The organism is Oceaniglobus trochenteri, from assembly GCF_020529025.1.
Lineage (GTDB): Bacteria > Pseudomonadota > Alphaproteobacteria > Rhodobacterales > Rhodobacteraceae > Oceaniglobus > Oceaniglobus trochenteri.
In genome coordinates this window covers 432672-448077 of the sequence record NZ_JACNMM010000002.1, presented here as the reverse complement: position 1 = coordinate 448077, position 15406 = coordinate 432672, and the positions used below count along the sequence as shown (strand labels likewise).

Below are 15406 nucleotides of genomic sequence, written 5' to 3'. Positions count from 1 at the left end.
AATTTTGTGAGCGCGTCAACCGCTGCGCTGCGGCACGGTTCGTATTCCCCGACGTCCGTGCACGAGGGATTGAGATTTACGCATGCGCGCGAACCTGCCAGTTTCACGCCATGTTCAGACCGGTCGAACTCCCGCTGTGGCTGCTGCTGTTGATCCTGCTTTTCGCGGCGGTCACCTTTGCCACCCATTTCATCAACCCCACGGTGCGCTGGTTCTTCCGGGGCCGGATGGAGCGGGCCGTTGCCCGGCTGAACCAGCGTCTGCAGGTTCCGATCCAGCCATTCAAGCTGGCGCGCCGTCACGACACGATCCTGCGGCTGAGCTATGACCCCGAGGTGACACAGGCGGTGGCCGATCACGCCCGCGAAACCGGCCTGCGCGAGGATGCGGCCTTTGCCCTGGCCCAGAAATACGCGCGCGAGATCGTGCCGTCGTTCAGTGCCTCGGCCTACTTCGGCTTTGCCATCCGGGCGGCCCGCTGGTTGTCCACCTCGTTGTTCCGGGTGCAGGTGCAGGCCGAGCGCGAGGATTTGCTGCGCGGCATCGACCCCGACTCGACCATCGTTTTCGTGATGAACCATCGCAGCAACATGGATTACGTGCTGGTCACCTGGCTGGCGGGCAACCGCTCGGCGCTGTCCTATGCGGTGGGGGAATGGGCGCGGGTCTGGCCGCTGTCGGCGCTGATCCGGGCGATGGGGGCGTTCTTCATAAGGCGGCGGTCCCGCAATGCGCTCTATCGTCGGGTGCTGGCGCGCTATGTCCAGATGGCGACGGCGGCGGGGGTGACCCAGGCCATGTTCCCCGAGGGGCGCCTGTCACTGACCGGAGCCGTGGGCACGGCACGGATGGGGCTGCTGAGCTATATCGTCGAGGGGCAGAACACGGGGCGCGACGTGGTCTTCGTGCCGGTGGCGCTGAACTATGATCAGGTGCTGGAAGATCGCATCCTGGTGCGTGCGGCATCGCAGAAAGCCAGCGAGCGGCGCTTTCGCGGCTCGATCGTCAGCAATGCTGTCTTTGTCCTGCAATGGACGCTGCGCCGGATCACCGGCAAGGCCCGGCGGTTCGGCGTCGCGGCGGTGGCCTTCGGTGCGCCGCTGGCGCTGTCATCGGTGCCGATGGGGCCGGGGCGGATCGAAACGGTGGCCGGCACGCTCATGGATCGGCTGCGCGGGGCGGTGCCGGTGCCCCCCGTGCCGCTGTACTGCCTTGCGCTGGTGCAGGCCGATGGCCCCCTTGGCGAAGCCGAACTGGTGGCGCGGGTCGCCGACCTGCGCGCCCGGATGGCCGCAAGTGGCGTGATGTGCCCGCAGGAGCAGGGCACCGCGCCGCTGACCCTGCTGCGGCTGCGCGAGATGATCACCGAGGGCCCCGAGGGCATATCGATCAGGCCCGATCACGCCGAACTTGTCGCCTTCTATGCCAACTCGATTGCCCATCATCTGGCCGACGACCCCATCACGGCGCGTGACGCTGCGACATAAAATTACTCAGGATACTCTGTTTGGGTTGCAAAATTACCGGATGGCGGCTATCTCACGCATAAGCCGTTTGATTCTGCGCTGCGGCGTGACAACCCCGGAGGTGGCCCGTGATGGCACTGGATACCAAGACCACGCCCTTGTCCTATGATGCCGAGATCAAGGATCTTTACGACCTGGGGGAGATACCCCCGATGGGCCATCTGCCCGCAAGGATGCACGCCTGGGCCATCCGCCGCGAACGTCACGGCGAGCCGGACCAGTCCTTCCAACTGGAAGTGGTGGACGTGAAAAAGCCCGACAGCCAGGAAGTCTGCGTGATGGTCATGGCGGCGGGGGTGAACTACAACGGCGTCTGGGCCGGGCTTGGGATCCCGATTTCACCCTTCGATGTGCATGGCGCGCCCTATCACATCGCCGGGTCCGACGCGGCGGGGATCGTCTGGGCCGTGGGCGACAAGGTCACGCGCTGGAAGGTGGGGGACGAGGTGGTCATCCACTGCAACCAGGACGACGGCGAGGACGAAGAATGCAACGGCGGCGATCCGATGTTTTCGCCCAGCCAGCGGATCTGGGGCTATGAAACCCCCGACGGCAGCTTTGCCCAGTTCACCACCGTTCAGGCGCAACAGCTGATGCCGCGCCCGCGCCATCTGACCTGGGAGGAATCGGCCTGCTATACCCTGACGCTGGCTACCGCCTATCGGATGTTGTTCGGCCATCACCCGCACGAATTGAAGCCGGGGCAGAACGTGCTGGTCTGGGGGGCCTCGGGGGGGCTTGGGTCATATGCGATCCAGTTGATCAACACCGCCGGGGCCAATGCCATCGGCGTGATCTCCGACGAGGACAAGCGCGATTTCGTCATGTCGCTGGGGGCGAAGGGTGTTCTGAACCGTAAGGATTTCGATTGCTGGGGGCAGATGCCCACGGTCAACACCGAAGACTATCAGAAGTGGTTTTCCGAGGTGCGCAAGTTCGGCAAGGCCATCTGGGACATCACCGGCAAGGGCGTGAACGTCGACATGGTGTTCGAACACCCGGGCGAGGCGACCTTCCCGGTGTCCACCTTCGTCTGCAAGAAGGGGGGGATGGTGGTGATCTGCGCCGGCACGACGGGGTACAACCTGACGCTGGATGCGCGCTATCTCTGGATGCACCAGAAGCGGGTGCAGGGCAGCCATTTCGCGCATCTGAAACAGGCCGCCTCGGCCAACAAGCTGATGATCGAAAGACGGCTAGACCCATGCATGTCCGAGGTGTTCACCTGGAGCCAGATTCCGGCGGCCCACGTCAAGATGCGCCGAAACGAACATAAGCCGGGCAACATGGCCGTGCTGGTTCAGGCCCCGCACACGGGCCTGCGCACCTTCGAGGACACGGTCGAGTCGGCCCGGCAGGCTTGATCGTTTCGAATGCCGGGACAGTGGCGCCCAAGGGGAGACATTGTTCAGGCGAATCATCTGGCCCCCGCAAGGGGGCCTTTTCATTTCAGGGGGCTGAGAATCGCCGCCTCACCATTTCTGGGGAGTTGAATTTCGTGAATTTCCGGCGAAGGCTTGCACATGCTAGGGTTGTATTAACACTTGGTTAACACATCGGGGGAAGAGTCAGAGATGGCAAACGACTGGATACTCGACGTTCTGGCTGACCTTTCACAGTTTGCCGCCAGAAATGATCTAGCGGCCCTGGCTGTTCAGCTTGAACAGACGGCGGCGGTTGCCGCCCGCGAGATTGCGTCGAATGAACTGCGGGCTGCGGCCCTGATTGGTGTGAATGCGGCCCAAACGCGAATGGTTCATCGATCGATTGGACGCGGTGACGACGCTTGACCAGTTGAACGAAGCGATCTTCGACCTGCGTGAAAGGTTCGAGGTCGAACATCTGGTCTATCATTCGGTCAATTCCACCGGCGAACAATATGCCGCCCTCACCTATGATCGGCGCTGGGTCGAACGCTATATCGCGCAGGATTACGCCCGGCTCGATCCGGTGGTGCAGGGGTGCTATCGCCGTTTTCACCCGGTTGACTGGAAGAAACTGGACTGGACCCCAAGGGCCACGCGCCAGTTTCTGGGCGAGGCGGCGGAAAGCGGGATCGGAAACCAGGGCTATTCCGTGCCGGTGCGCGGGCCAAGCGGGCAATTCGCGCTGTTCACCATCAATCACCGCGCCACCGACGCCCAGTGGAAAACCTACCGCGATGCGCATCTGGCCGACCTGATCCTCATGGCGCATTTCATCAACCTCAAGGCGCTGGAGATTGAACGGGGCAGCGATCAGAAACCCACCCAGAAGCTTTCCCCGCGCGAGATCGACGCGCTGACGCTGCTGGCCACCGGCCTGAACCGCGCCCAGGCCGCCGATACCCTGGCCATCTCGGAACACACCCTGCGCGTCTATATCGAGAGCGCGCGCTTCAAGCTGGGGGCGACCAACACCACCCATGCCGTGGCCCGGGCGCTGTCTTGCGGTCTTCTTGTCGTCTGACCGGCTGACAAGGCGCCAACCACCGTGCGCTGCCCCAAGGCGCCCTTAACCTGACAGCGTCCATCCCTTTCCCCGCACCATCTGCGGAGGAAAGACTGATGATCCGATACCTGTTCGGCAATGCCCTGCACCGCTATCCCCTTCTGCGCGACAGCATGTTTGCCGATCGCGCCGCACAGTTCCATGCCCGGCTGAAATGGGACATCGTCCTTGATGCCCGGGGGCACGAGCGGGATCAGTACGATGCGCTCAACCCGCTTTACGTGATCTGGGAGCGTGCCGACGGCACCCATGGCGGGTCTCTGCGCTACATGCCGACGATGGGGCGCACGATGCTGGGCGAACATTTCGCGCATCTAGCGCCGGGGGAACGGCTGCGCGACCCCGGAATATGGGAATGCACCCGGTTCTGCCTGGCGCCGGGTGCCGCGCCCCGCGTATCGGCGGCGCTGATGCTGGGCGGGGTCGAAGTGGGGCTGAACCTGGGCCTGACCCATGCCCTGGGCGTCTTCGATGCGCGGATGCTGCGGGTCTATGCGCGCCTTGGCTGGTCGCCCCGGGTCCTGGGCCAGCAGGGGCAGGGGCGCGCGGCCATCTGTGCCGGACGCTGGGCCTTCCGCCCCGAGGTGCGGGCCAATCTGTTGGGCAGGGCGCGGCTGTCGGCGGAGATCTCGGCGCTGTGGTATCGGCGCGCCTTCGGTGACGGGAAACTGCTTCTGGCCGCGTGATCCGTCTGGGCAATGGCGGCGCGCGCGCCTATGGTCGCGCCCATGTCATTGCCCGCCAATACCTCCAATGCGCTCACCTTTTCCGAGGATCAGGCCGAAGCCTTCGATCGCGTCAGCGAAACCCTGCGCAACGCGGGTGTCGATCTTGAGAACGAACAGCTTTCCCCGATGCCCGAGGGCAAATCCGCGGTGCTGGCCGTGGTCGGCAAGGCCGGGTCGGGCAAGACGATGCTGCTGGCCCGCCTCTACGAGGCGATGGCCGAGGCGGGCGTCGAGATCGTGTCGGGCGACTACGAGGGACGCAAGCGCAAGGACCGCCGCACGCTGGCGATCCTGGCCCCCACGAACAAGGCGGCCAGTGTGTTGCGCAACCGGGGCGTTCCGGCCACGACGATCCACCGCATCCTTTACACCCCCGTCTATGACCCGGAATACGAAAAGGTGGCCGAATGGCTGGCCGGAAACGGTGAACGCCCCACGGTCGAAGGGCTGAGCGACATCGCGCTGGACCGGGCGCTGGCCTTCTATCAGAACAACAAGTCGATCCCCGGCGCGCTGGCCGCAGCCGGGTTGCGGGGCAGCGATTTCATCACCGGCTGGAAGCGCCGGGAAGAGCCGCTGGACATCGGGCTGGTTGATGAATCCTCGATGCTGGACACGCGCCAGTTCGAGGATCTGCAGGAAATCTTCCCGACCCTGCTGCTCTTCGGCGATCCGGCCCAGCTGGCCCCGGTGAACCAGTCGGGGGCGATGGTCTTTGACACGCTGGAGGGCGAGCGCAAGCTGACCCTGAACCGCATTCACCGCCAGGATCTGGGCAACCCGATCCTTGATCTGGCCCATGCCCTGGGCGATCCGGCGCTGACCTATGACCAGTTCGACCGCATGGTTCACGAGGCGGCGGAAAGCGATCCGCGCGTTGTGGTGGCAGGCCGGGTCGAGGCCGAGAAGATGGCACGCTCACCGGTTCTGGTCTGGCGCAATGCCACGCGGATTCGCCTGATCCACGCCTTCCGTGCCGCCTATGGCGCGCCGCCCGACGCCCTTCTGCCCGGTGAGCCGCTGATCTGCGACGGGCTGGAACTGCCGTTGAAGCACCGCAAGAAACGTATCGACCTCGAAGCGCGGGGCCTGATCAAGGGCGCGCAGGTGATCTTTCTTGGCGATGGGCGCAGGCCGGGGTTTTCGCGCCTGCACGTCATGGGCGCCGAGGAACCGCAGGTAAGCGCCGCCAGCATCGTCAAGATCGAGATGCCGGATGAGGAAGAACCCTTCATTCCCTTTGCCGCCCGCATGGGGGCCACCTTCCTGCATGGGGCCGCGGTGACGATCCACAAGGCGCAGGGCAGCCAGTGGCGCGATGTGCAGGTCTTTGCCCCCGACATTTCGGCCGCCGCATGGGCCAACCGCACCGAGGCGGGCATCCAACTGTGGAAACGCCTGGCCTATGTGGCCATCACCCGCGCCGAGGAGCGCCTGTTCTGGGTGGTGCGCAACCGGCTGGCGCGTCCGTCCTCTCCTCTGGGCACCGACGATCTGGGCGGCACGGCCGCACCGCTGACCCTGGATGCGCCCGAGGAGTCCTAGCTGCGGATATAGCGGAAGACGGCCGAGGCGCCCCAGCCCGCGGCGATGGCGATGAACAGCGACAAGAGCCCGTAGATCACCGGTTGTTCATAGGCCAGGTTGAACAGGAAACGTTCCATCCCGACCTTCTTGACGAAGATCACCGTTTCGTACTGGCTGATGACCTGCTGGTTGCGGGTCAGCAGGAAACGGACGTTGTAATTGCCTTCGACCAGGTTGGCGGGCAGGGCGATCGAGGTGTTGAACAGGGTGTGGCCCACCAGGCTGACGGTGCCTTCGTTCAACTGGTAAAGATCGTCGCCCCGGCGAATGCGGATCAGGGCTTCGGTGAAGGCGCCCTTGTTCGTCACCCCTTCCGAGGCGACGCCAGCATAGATTGCGCGCGGCACCGAGACCAGAAAGGTCTGATCCGCCTCGTCCGACAGCATCTCGTCGAAGGGGGCGGTGGTGGCCACGGCATAGAAGGACGGGGCACTGCGGATGTCCACGGCATCGCGGTTCACCCAGATCGCGGCCAGCTGTTCCTTGCGCCGCACGGTCAGGGCCTGGGGCGGCCCCGAAACGGTGATGATGACGCCCAGTTCGCTGCTGGTGTCGATCTCTTGTTCGCGCTTCACGGCACCGAAGATGATGATCTCGGAGCCGTCGAAATTGGTGCTGATGGAAATCTGGTTCTGGCTCAGGCCGGCCACCACCTCTTCGCTCTGGGCGGGGGTGACAAGGGCCAGCAGCAGCAGGAAAATCCGCAGCATCACACCCCCCTTGCCCCGGCGATCGAATAGATCTCACCGGGGTGCGCCAGAAGGTCGAAGGCCAGCTTGCCGCAGACCAGCAGAACCAGCAGGGCCAGCAGGATGCGCAACTGTTCGGCCTTCAGCTTGACCCCGATGCGCGTGCCGATCTGCGCGCCGATCACGCCGCCCACCAACAGAAGGACGGCCAGCACGATATCCACCGTCTGGTTGGTGGTGGCATGCAGCATCGTGGTGAAGGCGGTCACGAAAATGATCTGGAATAGTGAGGTGCCGATCACGACCTTGGTGGGCATCCCCAGAAGATAGATCATCGCGGGCACCATGATGAACCCGCCGCCAACCCCCATGATGGCCGAAAGAACACCCACGGCCAGCCCCACCAGAAGCGGCGGAATGACCGAGATATAAAGCCCCGATTTGCGGAACTTGATCTTCAGCGGCAGGTTGTGAACCCAGTTGTGCTTGCGCCGGGTGATGGTGCCCTTGCGCGACTTGCGGATCGCGTTCAGCGATTCCACCAGCATCAGCGCGCCGATGATGCCAAGAAAGACCACATAGCAAAGGTTGACCAGCAGATCGACCTGCCCGACCGAGCGCAGCAGGTTGAACACCTGCACCCCCAGAAGCGAGCCGATAAGCCCCCCGGCCATCAGCACCGTTCCCATGCGCATATCGACGGTCTTGCGCTTGAGATGCGCCAGCAGGGCCGAGAAGGACGCCGCGACGATCTGGTTGGCAGAAGTCGCCACCGCCACCGCGGGTGGAATGCCGATGAAGAACAGAAGCGGGGTGATCAGAAACCCCCCGCCCACGCCAAACATGCCCGAGAGCACGCCGACCAGTCCGCCCACTCCCAGCAGGAGAAAGGCGTTCACGGCAACCTCGGCTATGGGGAGGTAGATTTGCATGGCGTCTCTTTGCCCGCTAACCGGGAAAGGCGCAACGCCTTGATGCTGCCCTGCAGCAGGATTTCGGCAGGGCGGTGCAACTCTGCGTCAGGCCTGGTCGCGCAGGAAGCGGCGCAGCACCCGATCCAGCTTGGCCGCGCCGATGGGGGCCATGGCCTTGGTGTGCTCATGGCTGATCGATTCGTCGCTAAGACCGGCGGCCATGTTGGTGACGGTCGAGATCGCCGCCGCCTTCATACCCAGGAACCGTGCCAGGATCACCTCGGGCACCGTGGACATGCCCACGGCATCGGCGCCCAGGATGGCGATGGCGCGAATTTCGGCCGGCGTTTCGAAGGAGGGGCCGGAATACCAGGCATAGACGCCGTGATCCATGTCCACATCCTCGGCCAAGGCGGCCTCGCGCAGGGCGCGGCGAATGTCGGGGTCATAGGCATCGACCATGGGCACGAAGCGAGCGTCGGACTGTTCGCCGATCAGCGGGTTCAGCCCCGAGAAATTGATGTGGTCGTCCAGCATCATCAGGCTGCCGGTCGGCATGTCCTCGCGCAGGGACCCGGCGGCATTGGTGGCGATCAGCGCCTCGGCGCCCAGCCCCTTGAGAACCTCGAGGGGCAGGCGCATGGCATCGCCGCGCCCGGATTCGTAGTAATGCGCCCGCCCGCCGAAAACGGCGACGCGCACGCCCTCAAGCTCGCCGATCACCAGCTTGGGGTTGTGGCCCGACACGCCCGCATGGGGAAAGCCGGTCAGTTGCGCATAATCGATGGCCACGCCATCGACCGCATCGGCCAGGTGCCCCAGGCCCGACCCCAGGATCAGCCCGAAGCGCACCGGTTCCTCGCCCGCGCGGTCACGGATGAAACGGACCAGGTCGTCAGCGTTCCTTGACATAGGCCTCACCCCCTGCGCGCGGCGGAATGGCCTTGCCCACGAAACCGGCCAGGATCACGACCGTCAGGATATAGGGCAGGGCCTGCATGAACTGGCCGGGCACCGCGACGCCCAGCAGCTCGATGGATTGATAGCGGTTGCCGATGGCATCCAGCAGCCCGAACAGCAGGCAGGCGCCCAGGGCATACCAGGGCCGCCACTTGGCAAAGATCAGCGCGGCAAGGGCGATGAACCCGCGCCCGGCGGTCATGTCCTTGACGAAACCGGCCGCCAGACCGGTGGCCAGGTAGGCCCCGGCGATACCGCAGAGGACGCCGGCGATCATCACCGCGGAATAGCGCAGCCGCACCACGGAAATGCCCGCGGTATCCACCGCGCCGGGGTTTTCACCCACCGCCCGAAGGCGCAGGCCGAACCGGGTGCGGAACAGGATGTACCATGTCAGCGGCACCATCGCGAAGGCGACATAGACCAGGATCGTATGGCCTGACAAAAGCTCGGAATAGATGGGGCCAAGCACCGGCACATCGGCAACCGCCGTGGCAAAGGGCAAATCAATGGGCTGGAACCGGCCACCGTCCATCAGCGCCGGCGTGCGCCCGCCCTGGTTGAACCAGTCGCGCGCGATCAGCACGGTCATCCCCGAGGCGAGAAAGTTCAGCGCCACCCCCGAGATAAGCTGATCGCCCCGGAAGGTGATCGAGGCGATGCCATGGATCAGAGCAAAGGCCATGCTGGCGGCAATACCGGCCCCGAGGCCCAGCAGGACCGAACCCGTCGTCGCCGCAACCGCCGCCGAGAAAAAAGCGGCGACCAGCATCTTCGCCTCAAGCCCGATGTCAAAGACCCCGGAACGTTCGCTGAACAACCCGGCGAGGCACGCGAGCAACAGCGGCGTCGCCAGGCGGATAGTCGAATCGAGGATCTGGATGATCGTGTTGAAATCCATGGCTACTCTGCCGCCTTTGTCGTTGCCCCGGGGCGCCGTCCGAACCGCAGGAAAGCCCCCGTCACCGGGCCGCGCACCATGTTGTCCAGCGCCCCGGTGAACAGGATCACCAGCGCCTGGATCACCAGCACCATTTCGCGCGGCACGCTGGTTTCAAACTCAAGCTCGGCCCCGCCCTGATAAAGCGCGCCGAACAGCACGGCGGCGATCAGCACGCCAACCGGGTGCGACCGCCCCATCAGCGCCACCGCGATACCGACGAAACCGGCGCCCAGCACGTTGTCCTGCAACAGGCGCTGCGCCTCGCCCTGCACGGCGTTCACCGCCATCAGACCGGCCAGCGCGCCCGAGATCAGCATGGTGATCATGGTGATGCGGAAGGGCGAGATGCCGGCATAGATCGCCGCCGGTTCGCTGTGCCCATAGGCGCGGATTTCGTACCCCAGACGGGTGCGCCACAGCAGCAGCCAGACCAGGAAACAGGCGACCAGCCCCAGAAGGAAGGACACGTTCAGGGGCGAGCGGGCGAATTTCACCCCGATCATGCCAAAGACATCGCGGGCATTGGGCAGGAACGTCCCCTCGGGGAAGCGCGCGCTTTCCGGGGCCATGCCGGGGGCCTTCAGGGCGCTGACCAGCAGATAGACCAGCAGCGCCGAGGCGATGAAATTGAACATGATCGTGGTGATCACGATATGCGATCCGCGCCGCGCCTGCAGATAGGCCGGGATCGCGGCCCAGGCGGCCCCGAAGACCGCGCCGCCGAGAATGGCAAAGGGCAGGGCCAGCGTCCAATGCGGCCAGGGCAGCGCAAGGCAGACCAGCGCGACACCCAGCGCGCCCAGTTGCGCCTGGCCCTCGCCGCCGATGTTGAAAAGGCGCGCATGAAAGGCCACGGCCACGGCCAGACCGGTGAAGATGAAGTTGGTGGCATAGAACAGGGTATAGCCCCAGCCATAGGTGCTTCCCACGGCGCCGTTCACCATGATCTTCATCGCGTTGATCGGGTCTTCGCCGATCATCAGCACCACCAGCCCCGACACGAAAAGGGCCAGCAGCAGGTTTATCAGCGGAATCAGGACCACGTCGGCCCACTTGGGAAGGGTCATGGTGTCGCCCCGTCTTTCCTGGCCAGGTTGGCCTCGATCTCTTCGACCGGCACATCGCGCGTGGTGTCGGTGATGCCCGCCATGAGCAGGCCAAGTTCGCGTTCGCTGGTTTCGGCGGGCAGGCGTTCGCCCATGATCTTGCCGTCGAACATCACCGCGATCCGGTCGGACAGCGACATGATTTCGTCCAGCTCCACCGACACCAGCAACACCGCCTTGCCCGCATCCCGCAGGGCGACGATCTGTTGGTGGATGAATTCGATCGCCCCGATATCGACGCCGCGCGTGGGCTGACCCACCAGCAACAGGTCGGGGTTCTGCTCAAGCTCGCGGGCGATGACGATCTTCTGCTGGTTGCCGCCGGAGAAATTCTTGGCGGTCTGCCAGGCATTGGGCGGGCGCACGTCGAATTTCTTGATCTTGGCTTCGGTGTCGCGGCGCAGGGCCTCGTTGTCCATCAACCAGCCGGAATTGTACTTGGCATCGTGGTGATAGCCAAAGCCGACATTCTCCCAGGCGTGGAAATCAAGGATCAGACCCTGGCGATGGCGGTCTTCGGGGACATGGGCGATGCCGCGGGCGCGGCGCGTGCGGGCGTCCGAGTTCTGGCCGGTCAGGTCGATCTCTTCGCCGTTCAGGGTAATCCTGCCGGTGCCGTTGCGGATGCCGCCAAGCACCTCCAGAAGCTCGGACTGGCCGTTCCCGGCCACCCCGGCGATCCCCAGGATTTCGCCCGCCTTTACGGAAAGCGATATTCCCTTCACCCTTTCCACGCCTTTTTCGCCGACGACTTTCAGGTTTTCAACATTCAGCACCATCTCGCGGGGTTTCGCGGGCGCCTTGTCGACCTGCAACAGAACCTTGCGGCCCACCATCAGTTCGGCCAGTTCCTCGGGCGAGGTTTCGGCGGTCTTGACCGTCGCCGTCATCTCGCCGCGCCGCATGACCGACACGGTATCCGTCACCTCCATGATCTCGCGCAGCTTGTGGGTGATCAGGATGATCGTCTTGCCCTCGCGCCGCAGCCCTTCGAGGATGCGGAACAGGTGGTCGGCCTCGGCCGGGGTCAGAACGCCGGTGGGTTCGTCCAGGATCAGAATGTCGGCCTGGCGATACAGCGCCTTCAGGATCTCGACCCGCTGCTGCATTCCCACGCCCAGATCCTGGATCAGGGCATCGGGATCGACGTGCAGTTCGTATTCGGCCGCAAGTTCGGTCAGCAGCTTGCGCGCCTTGCTCAGGCTGGGGGTCAACCGCGCGCCGTCTTCGGCACCCAGGACCACGTTTTCCAGCACCGTGAAATTCTCGACCAGCTTGAAATGCTGGAACACCATGCCGATGCCCGCCGCGATGGCGGCCTGGCTGTCGGGGATGGCGGTCTTCTGGCCGGCGATGAAGATCTCACCTGCGTCGGCCTTGTAGAACCCATAGAGAATCGACATCAGCGTCGATTTGCCTGCGCCGTTCTCGCCGATGATCCCGTGGATCGTGCCGGGCATGACGCGGATCGCAATATCCTTGTTCGCCTGCACCGGGCCGAAGGCCTTGGAAATGCCCTTCAGTTCAATGGCGGGGTGGGCGGCGGGGGCGGCCGCATCGGGCCGCCCCTTCTGTGTATCAACGGACATCTGCGGCTCAGCCGGCCGGGCAGCTGTCGTCGCTGGTGTAATCGTGGACCTTGATTTCACCTGCGACGATCTTGGCCTTTGCGTCTTCCAGGGCGTTGACCATCTCTTCGGTCACCAGGTCCTTGTTGTTGTCGTCCATGGCATAGCCGACGCCGTCATTTTCCAGAGACAGCACGTTGATGCCCGGCGTGAAGCCTTCTTCGCCCTGTTCGAACACGGTGTAGACGGCATTGTCGACCCGCTTGGTCATCGAGGTGAGGACCGAACCGGGGTGCAGGTAGTTCTGGTTGGAATCCACACCGATCGACAGGATGCCTTCGTCCTTGGCGGCCTGCAGGACACCGACGCCGGTGCCACCGGCGGCGGCAAACACAACGTCCGACCCCTGCGCGATCTGCGCCTTGGTCAGTTCGGCGCCCTTCACCGGGTCGTTCCAGGCCGAAGGGGTGGTGCCGGTCATGTTCTGGATGACCTTGACGTCGGGGTTGGCCGCCTCGGCGCCCTGGGCATAGCCGCAGGCGAACTTGCGGATCAGCGGCACATCCATGCCACCGACAAAGGAAACGGTGCCGGTCTCGCTGGCCATGGCGGCCATCATGCCGACGAGGAACGACCCTTCATGTTCCGAGAACACGATGGATTGCACGTTCGGTTGATCCACCACCATGTCGACGATGGCAAAGCTGGTTTCCGGGTAATCGGGCGCGACCTTTTCCAGGGTCGAGGCATTGGCGAAACCCAGAACCACGATGGGGTTTGCGCCCCGTTCGGCCATGCGGCGCATGGTCTGTTCGCGCTGCGCCTCGGACTGAAGCTCGGTTTCCAGGTATTCGCCGCCGGTGTCTTCGACCCACTTCTGCGCGCCGTTGTAGGCGGATTCGTTGAAGGATTTGTCGAACTTGCCGCCAAGGTCGATGATGAGGCCGGGCTCGGCCAGGGCTGCGCCGGCGCTCAGGGCGATGGCGGCAGAGGCGCCGAGGAGTTTTTTCATGAGGGTCATCTGTGTCTCCCAGTGATATATTTCATATTGGGGCCGGTGCGCCTGGGCGCCGACCCTGATCGGTGATCGTCGGAGTTCATCTCATGGTCAAACAAAGCCGCAGGGCGCCATGCCGGTCAATAGCTTTTTCCGCTTGCCATGGGGCAGAGTGCAGGTTTGCCAATGTTTTAGCGGATTGACGTGTGGTCAGGCGGCCGTCAGGTCGCGGGCCATCACCACGGCATCGACGGGCGGCGCACCGTCCTGGCGGTAATAACGCGGGCGCAGGCCGCTTTGGCGGTATCCGGCGCCATCGTATAGCGCACGCGCGGCGGTATTGTCTGCCGACACCTCTAGAAACGCGCGAGTCGCACCAAGGCTCAGCGCCCGGGCGTGAAACCCGGCCAGGCAGGTGCGGGCAAGGCCCTTGCGGCGCTGTTGGGGGGCGGTGGCCAGGGTCAGAAGCTCGGCCTCGTCCAGAATCACCCGACCCAGGGCGAAGGCGCGGGAATCACCGATGGCGAAGGTGCCGGGCGTGGCCAGAAGGGCGGCGAACTCGGCCGCGCTCCAGGGGCGCGGCAGGGTCATGGCCCCGGCGTGCAGATGCGCCATCGCCTCGGGTGTCACGGCAGGATCACCGGTGCCGGATCGCGCGGCGGGGCGGCATCAGGGGCGCGCAGGTAAAGAGGCGCGGGGCGCGTGTCGCCGGGGGCCGTGGCACCGATGAAGGCGATGGCATGGGCCAGCGGATAAGGCGGTGCCACCACGCAGCCTCCGTAGTGCGCGGCAAGGGCGGCGCTGTCGTGGCCCACGCAACTGGGGCGCGACATGGCAAGATCGGGCAGGGTATCACCGCTGCACATCACGGGCGGTGTTTCGGGGCCGAACACCTGAAGGTAAAGCGCGCCGCGCCGCGCATCCAGTGACGACAGGACAGGCCCGCTCAGCCCATGGGCCTGTGCCGCAAGCGATGAGACACCCACGGCCGGAATGCCCAGAGACAGCGCCAGCCCCCGCGCCGCCGACACCGACATGCGGATGCCGGTGAAATTGCCCGGCCCGATTCCGCAGGCGATTCGCCCCAGGTCGGACCAGCCAAGCGCGGCATCGGCAAGAACCTCTTCAAGCAGGGGAATCAGCCGTTCGGCCTGACCCTTGGCCATTTCCTCGTGCCGCTGGGCGATGATCCGGCCACCACACAGCAAAGCGGCCGCGCAATGCGCGACCGACGTGTCAAAGGCCAGGACGGTGGGGTCAGGCGACAACCGGCCGCACCTCGACCACCTCGGGGATGTAGTGGCGCAGAAGGTTCTCGATCCCCATTTTCAGGGTCAGCGTCGAAGAGGGGCAACCGGCACAGGCCCCCTGCATGTGCAGATAGACGATGCCGCGGTCAAAGCCGTGGAAGGTGATGTCGCCGCCATCCTGGGCCACGGCCGGGCGCACGCGGGTGTCCAGCAGTTCCTTGATCTGGCCGACGATGGCACCATCCGGGCCGTCATGGGCGGCATGTCCGCCACCGGTCTGCGCCTCGCCTTCGATGGCGGGGGCGCCGGACTGGAAATGCTCCATGATGGCGCCCAGGATCGCGGGCTTCACATGGTCCCAATCGACGCCGTCATCCTTGGTCACGGTGACGAAATCGTTGCCCAGGAACACGCCCGAAATGCCATCGACCGCGAAGATGCGCTTTGCCAGCGGCGAGGATGCGCCGGATTCCGGTGTCGGGAAATCGGCGGTGCCGGTTTCCAGAACGGTCTGGCCGGGCAGGAACTTCAGCGTGGCGGGGTTCGGGGTCGATTCGGTCTGGATGAACATGGCGAGGCCTTTCCATTGCTGCGCCAGATATGCGCCCTGGGCCCGCCGATGTCAATAAGTTGGAATGATTCTAAACT

16 protein-coding genes are annotated in these 15406 nt (G+C 64.6%); 6 read left to right on the top strand and 10 right to left on the bottom strand.

Annotation, left to right across the window (positions count from 1 at the left end; translation table 11 throughout):
- Nucleotides 1–110 precede the first annotated feature (110 nt).
- The 6 genes from H7828_RS02365 (at nt 111) to H7828_RS02340 (ending at nt 6289) form a co-directional block, all read left to right on the top strand.
- Nucleotides 111–1487 carry a 1-acyl-sn-glycerol-3-phosphate acyltransferase gene (locus H7828_RS02365; protein WP_226779331.1) on the top strand — a complete coding sequence of 459 codons (1377 nt, stop codon included), beginning with the start codon at nt 111–113 and terminating at the stop codon, nt 1485–1487.
- Nucleotides 1488–1597: 110 nt separating this feature from the next.
- Complete coding sequence (ccrA, locus tag H7828_RS02360) at nt 1598–2890, top strand: crotonyl-CoA carboxylase/reductase (RefSeq protein WP_226779330.1); 1293 nt, start codon at nt 1598–1600, stop codon at nt 2888–2890.
- Between the two features lie 210 nt (nt 2891–3100).
- Nucleotides 3101–3316 (top strand): hypothetical protein, encoded by a 216-nt coding sequence (locus H7828_RS02355; RefSeq protein WP_226779329.1) that lies wholly within the window; start codon nt 3101–3103, stop codon nt 3314–3316.
- Entirely contained in the window at nt 3303–3974 is a 672-nt protein-coding gene (locus H7828_RS02350) for a helix-turn-helix transcriptional regulator (RefSeq protein WP_226779328.1), read from the top strand. The genes H7828_RS02355 and H7828_RS02350 overlap by 14 nt, the downstream gene beginning before the upstream one ends.
- 98 nt (nt 3975–4072) lie before the next feature.
- Nucleotides 4073–4702 carry an acyl-homoserine-lactone synthase gene (locus H7828_RS02345; protein ID WP_226779327.1) on the top strand — a complete coding sequence of 210 codons (630 nt, stop codon included), beginning with the start codon at nt 4073–4075 and terminating at the stop codon, nt 4700–4702.
- A gap of 42 nt (nt 4703–4744) precedes the next feature.
- A complete protein-coding gene (locus tag H7828_RS02340) occupies nt 4745–6289 on the top strand; it encodes an ATP-dependent DNA helicase (protein WP_226779326.1) in 1545 nt (514 codons plus the stop codon).
- Here the strand turns inward: H7828_RS02340 and H7828_RS02335 are convergent.
- The 10 genes from H7828_RS02335 to H7828_RS02290 all read right to left on the bottom strand — a co-directional run bounded on the left by H7828_RS02335 (nt 6286) and on the right by H7828_RS02290 (nt 15329).
- Nucleotides 6286–7041 (bottom strand): TIGR02186 family protein, encoded by a 756-nt coding sequence (locus tag H7828_RS02335; protein WP_226779325.1) that lies wholly within the window; start codon nt 7039–7041, stop codon nt 6286–6288. The genes H7828_RS02340 and H7828_RS02335 overlap by 4 nt on opposite strands.
- Complete coding sequence (locus H7828_RS02330) at nt 7041–7952, bottom strand: sulfite exporter TauE/SafE family protein (protein ID WP_226779324.1); 912 nt, start codon at nt 7950–7952, stop codon at nt 7041–7043. The genes H7828_RS02335 and H7828_RS02330 overlap by 1 nt, the downstream gene beginning before the upstream one ends.
- Before the next feature lie 87 nt (nt 7953–8039).
- A complete protein-coding gene (locus H7828_RS02325) occupies nt 8040–8846 on the bottom strand; it encodes a purine-nucleoside phosphorylase (protein ID WP_226779323.1) in 807 nt (268 codons plus the stop codon).
- Nucleotides 8830–9795 (bottom strand): ABC transporter permease, encoded by a 966-nt coding sequence (locus H7828_RS02320; protein WP_226779322.1) that lies wholly within the window; start codon nt 9793–9795, stop codon nt 8830–8832. Before H7828_RS02320 ends, H7828_RS02325 begins: the two co-directional genes overlap by 17 nt.
- A gap of 2 nt (nt 9796–9797) precedes the next feature.
- Nucleotides 9798–10904 (bottom strand): ABC transporter permease, encoded by a 1107-nt coding sequence (locus H7828_RS02315; RefSeq protein ID WP_226779321.1) that lies wholly within the window; start codon nt 10902–10904, stop codon nt 9798–9800.
- The gene (locus tag H7828_RS02310) at nt 10901–12532 is read right to left on the bottom strand and encodes an ABC transporter ATP-binding protein (protein ID WP_226779320.1); all 1632 of its coding nucleotides are present in this window, start codon (nt 12530–12532) and stop codon (nt 10901–10903) included. Before H7828_RS02310 ends, H7828_RS02315 begins: the two co-directional genes overlap by 4 nt.
- A gap of 7 nt (nt 12533–12539) precedes the next feature.
- Entirely contained in the window at nt 12540–13532 is a 993-nt protein-coding gene (locus tag H7828_RS02305) for a BMP family lipoprotein (RefSeq protein WP_226779319.1), read from the bottom strand.
- Nucleotides 13533–13718: 186 nt separating this feature from the next.
- Nucleotides 13719–14138, bottom strand: coding sequence for a GNAT family N-acetyltransferase (locus H7828_RS02300; RefSeq protein WP_226779318.1), 420 nt, complete (start codon nt 14136–14138; stop codon nt 13719–13721).
- On the bottom strand, nt 14135–14776 hold the full coding sequence (gene tsaB, locus H7828_RS02295) for a tRNA (adenosine(37)-N6)-threonylcarbamoyltransferase complex dimerization subunit type 1 TsaB (protein ID WP_226779317.1): 642 nt from the start codon (nt 14774–14776) through the stop codon (nt 14135–14137). Before tsaB ends, H7828_RS02300 begins: the two co-directional genes overlap by 4 nt.
- Nucleotides 14766–15329, bottom strand: coding sequence for a NifU family protein (locus tag H7828_RS02290; protein ID WP_226779316.1), 564 nt, complete (start codon nt 15327–15329; stop codon nt 14766–14768). Before H7828_RS02290 ends, tsaB begins: the two co-directional genes overlap by 11 nt.
- Between the last annotated feature and the right edge of the window lie 77 nt (nt 15330–15406).

Excerpts from the sequence above, each read along its gene's own strand:
- H7828_RS02365 (WP_226779331.1), top strand. The coding sequence starts at position 111 with ATGTTCAGACCGGTCGAACTCCCGCTGTGGCTGCTGCTGTTGATCCTG.
- ccrA (WP_226779330.1), top strand. The coding sequence starts at position 1,598 with ATGGCACTGGATACCAAGACCACGCCCTTGTCCTATGATGCCGAGATC.
- H7828_RS02355 (WP_226779329.1), top strand. The coding sequence starts at position 3,101 with ATGGCAAACGACTGGATACTCGACGTTCTGGCTGACCTTTCACAGTTT.
- H7828_RS02345 (WP_226779327.1), top strand. The coding sequence starts at position 4,073 with ATGATCCGATACCTGTTCGGCAATGCCCTGCACCGCTATCCCCTTCTG.
- H7828_RS02340 (WP_226779326.1), top strand. The coding sequence starts at position 4,745 with ATGTCATTGCCCGCCAATACCTCCAATGCGCTCACCTTTTCCGAGGAT.
- H7828_RS02335 (WP_226779325.1), bottom strand. The coding sequence starts at position 7,041 with ATGCTGCGGATTTTCCTGCTGCTGCTGGCCCTTGTCACCCCCGCCCAG.
- H7828_RS02330 (WP_226779324.1), bottom strand. The coding sequence starts at position 7,952 with ATGCAAATCTACCTCCCCATAGCCGAGGTTGCCGTGAACGCCTTTCTC.
- H7828_RS02325 (WP_226779323.1), bottom strand. The coding sequence starts at position 8,846 with ATGTCAAGGAACGCTGACGACCTGGTCCGTTTCATCCGTGACCGCGCG.
- H7828_RS02320 (WP_226779322.1), bottom strand. The coding sequence starts at position 9,795 with ATGGATTTCAACACGATCATCCAGATCCTCGATTCGACTATCCGCCTG.
- H7828_RS02315 (WP_226779321.1), bottom strand. The coding sequence starts at position 10,904 with ATGACCCTTCCCAAGTGGGCCGACGTGGTCCTGATTCCGCTGATAAAC.
- H7828_RS02310 (WP_226779320.1), bottom strand. The coding sequence starts at position 12,532 with ATGTCCGTTGATACACAGAAGGGGCGGCCCGATGCGGCCGCCCCCGCC.
- H7828_RS02305 (WP_226779319.1), bottom strand. The coding sequence starts at position 13,532 with ATGACCCTCATGAAAAAACTCCTCGGCGCCTCTGCCGCCATCGCCCTG.
- H7828_RS02290 (WP_226779316.1), bottom strand. The coding sequence starts at position 15,329 with ATGTTCATCCAGACCGAATCGACCCCGAACCCCGCCACGCTGAAGTTC.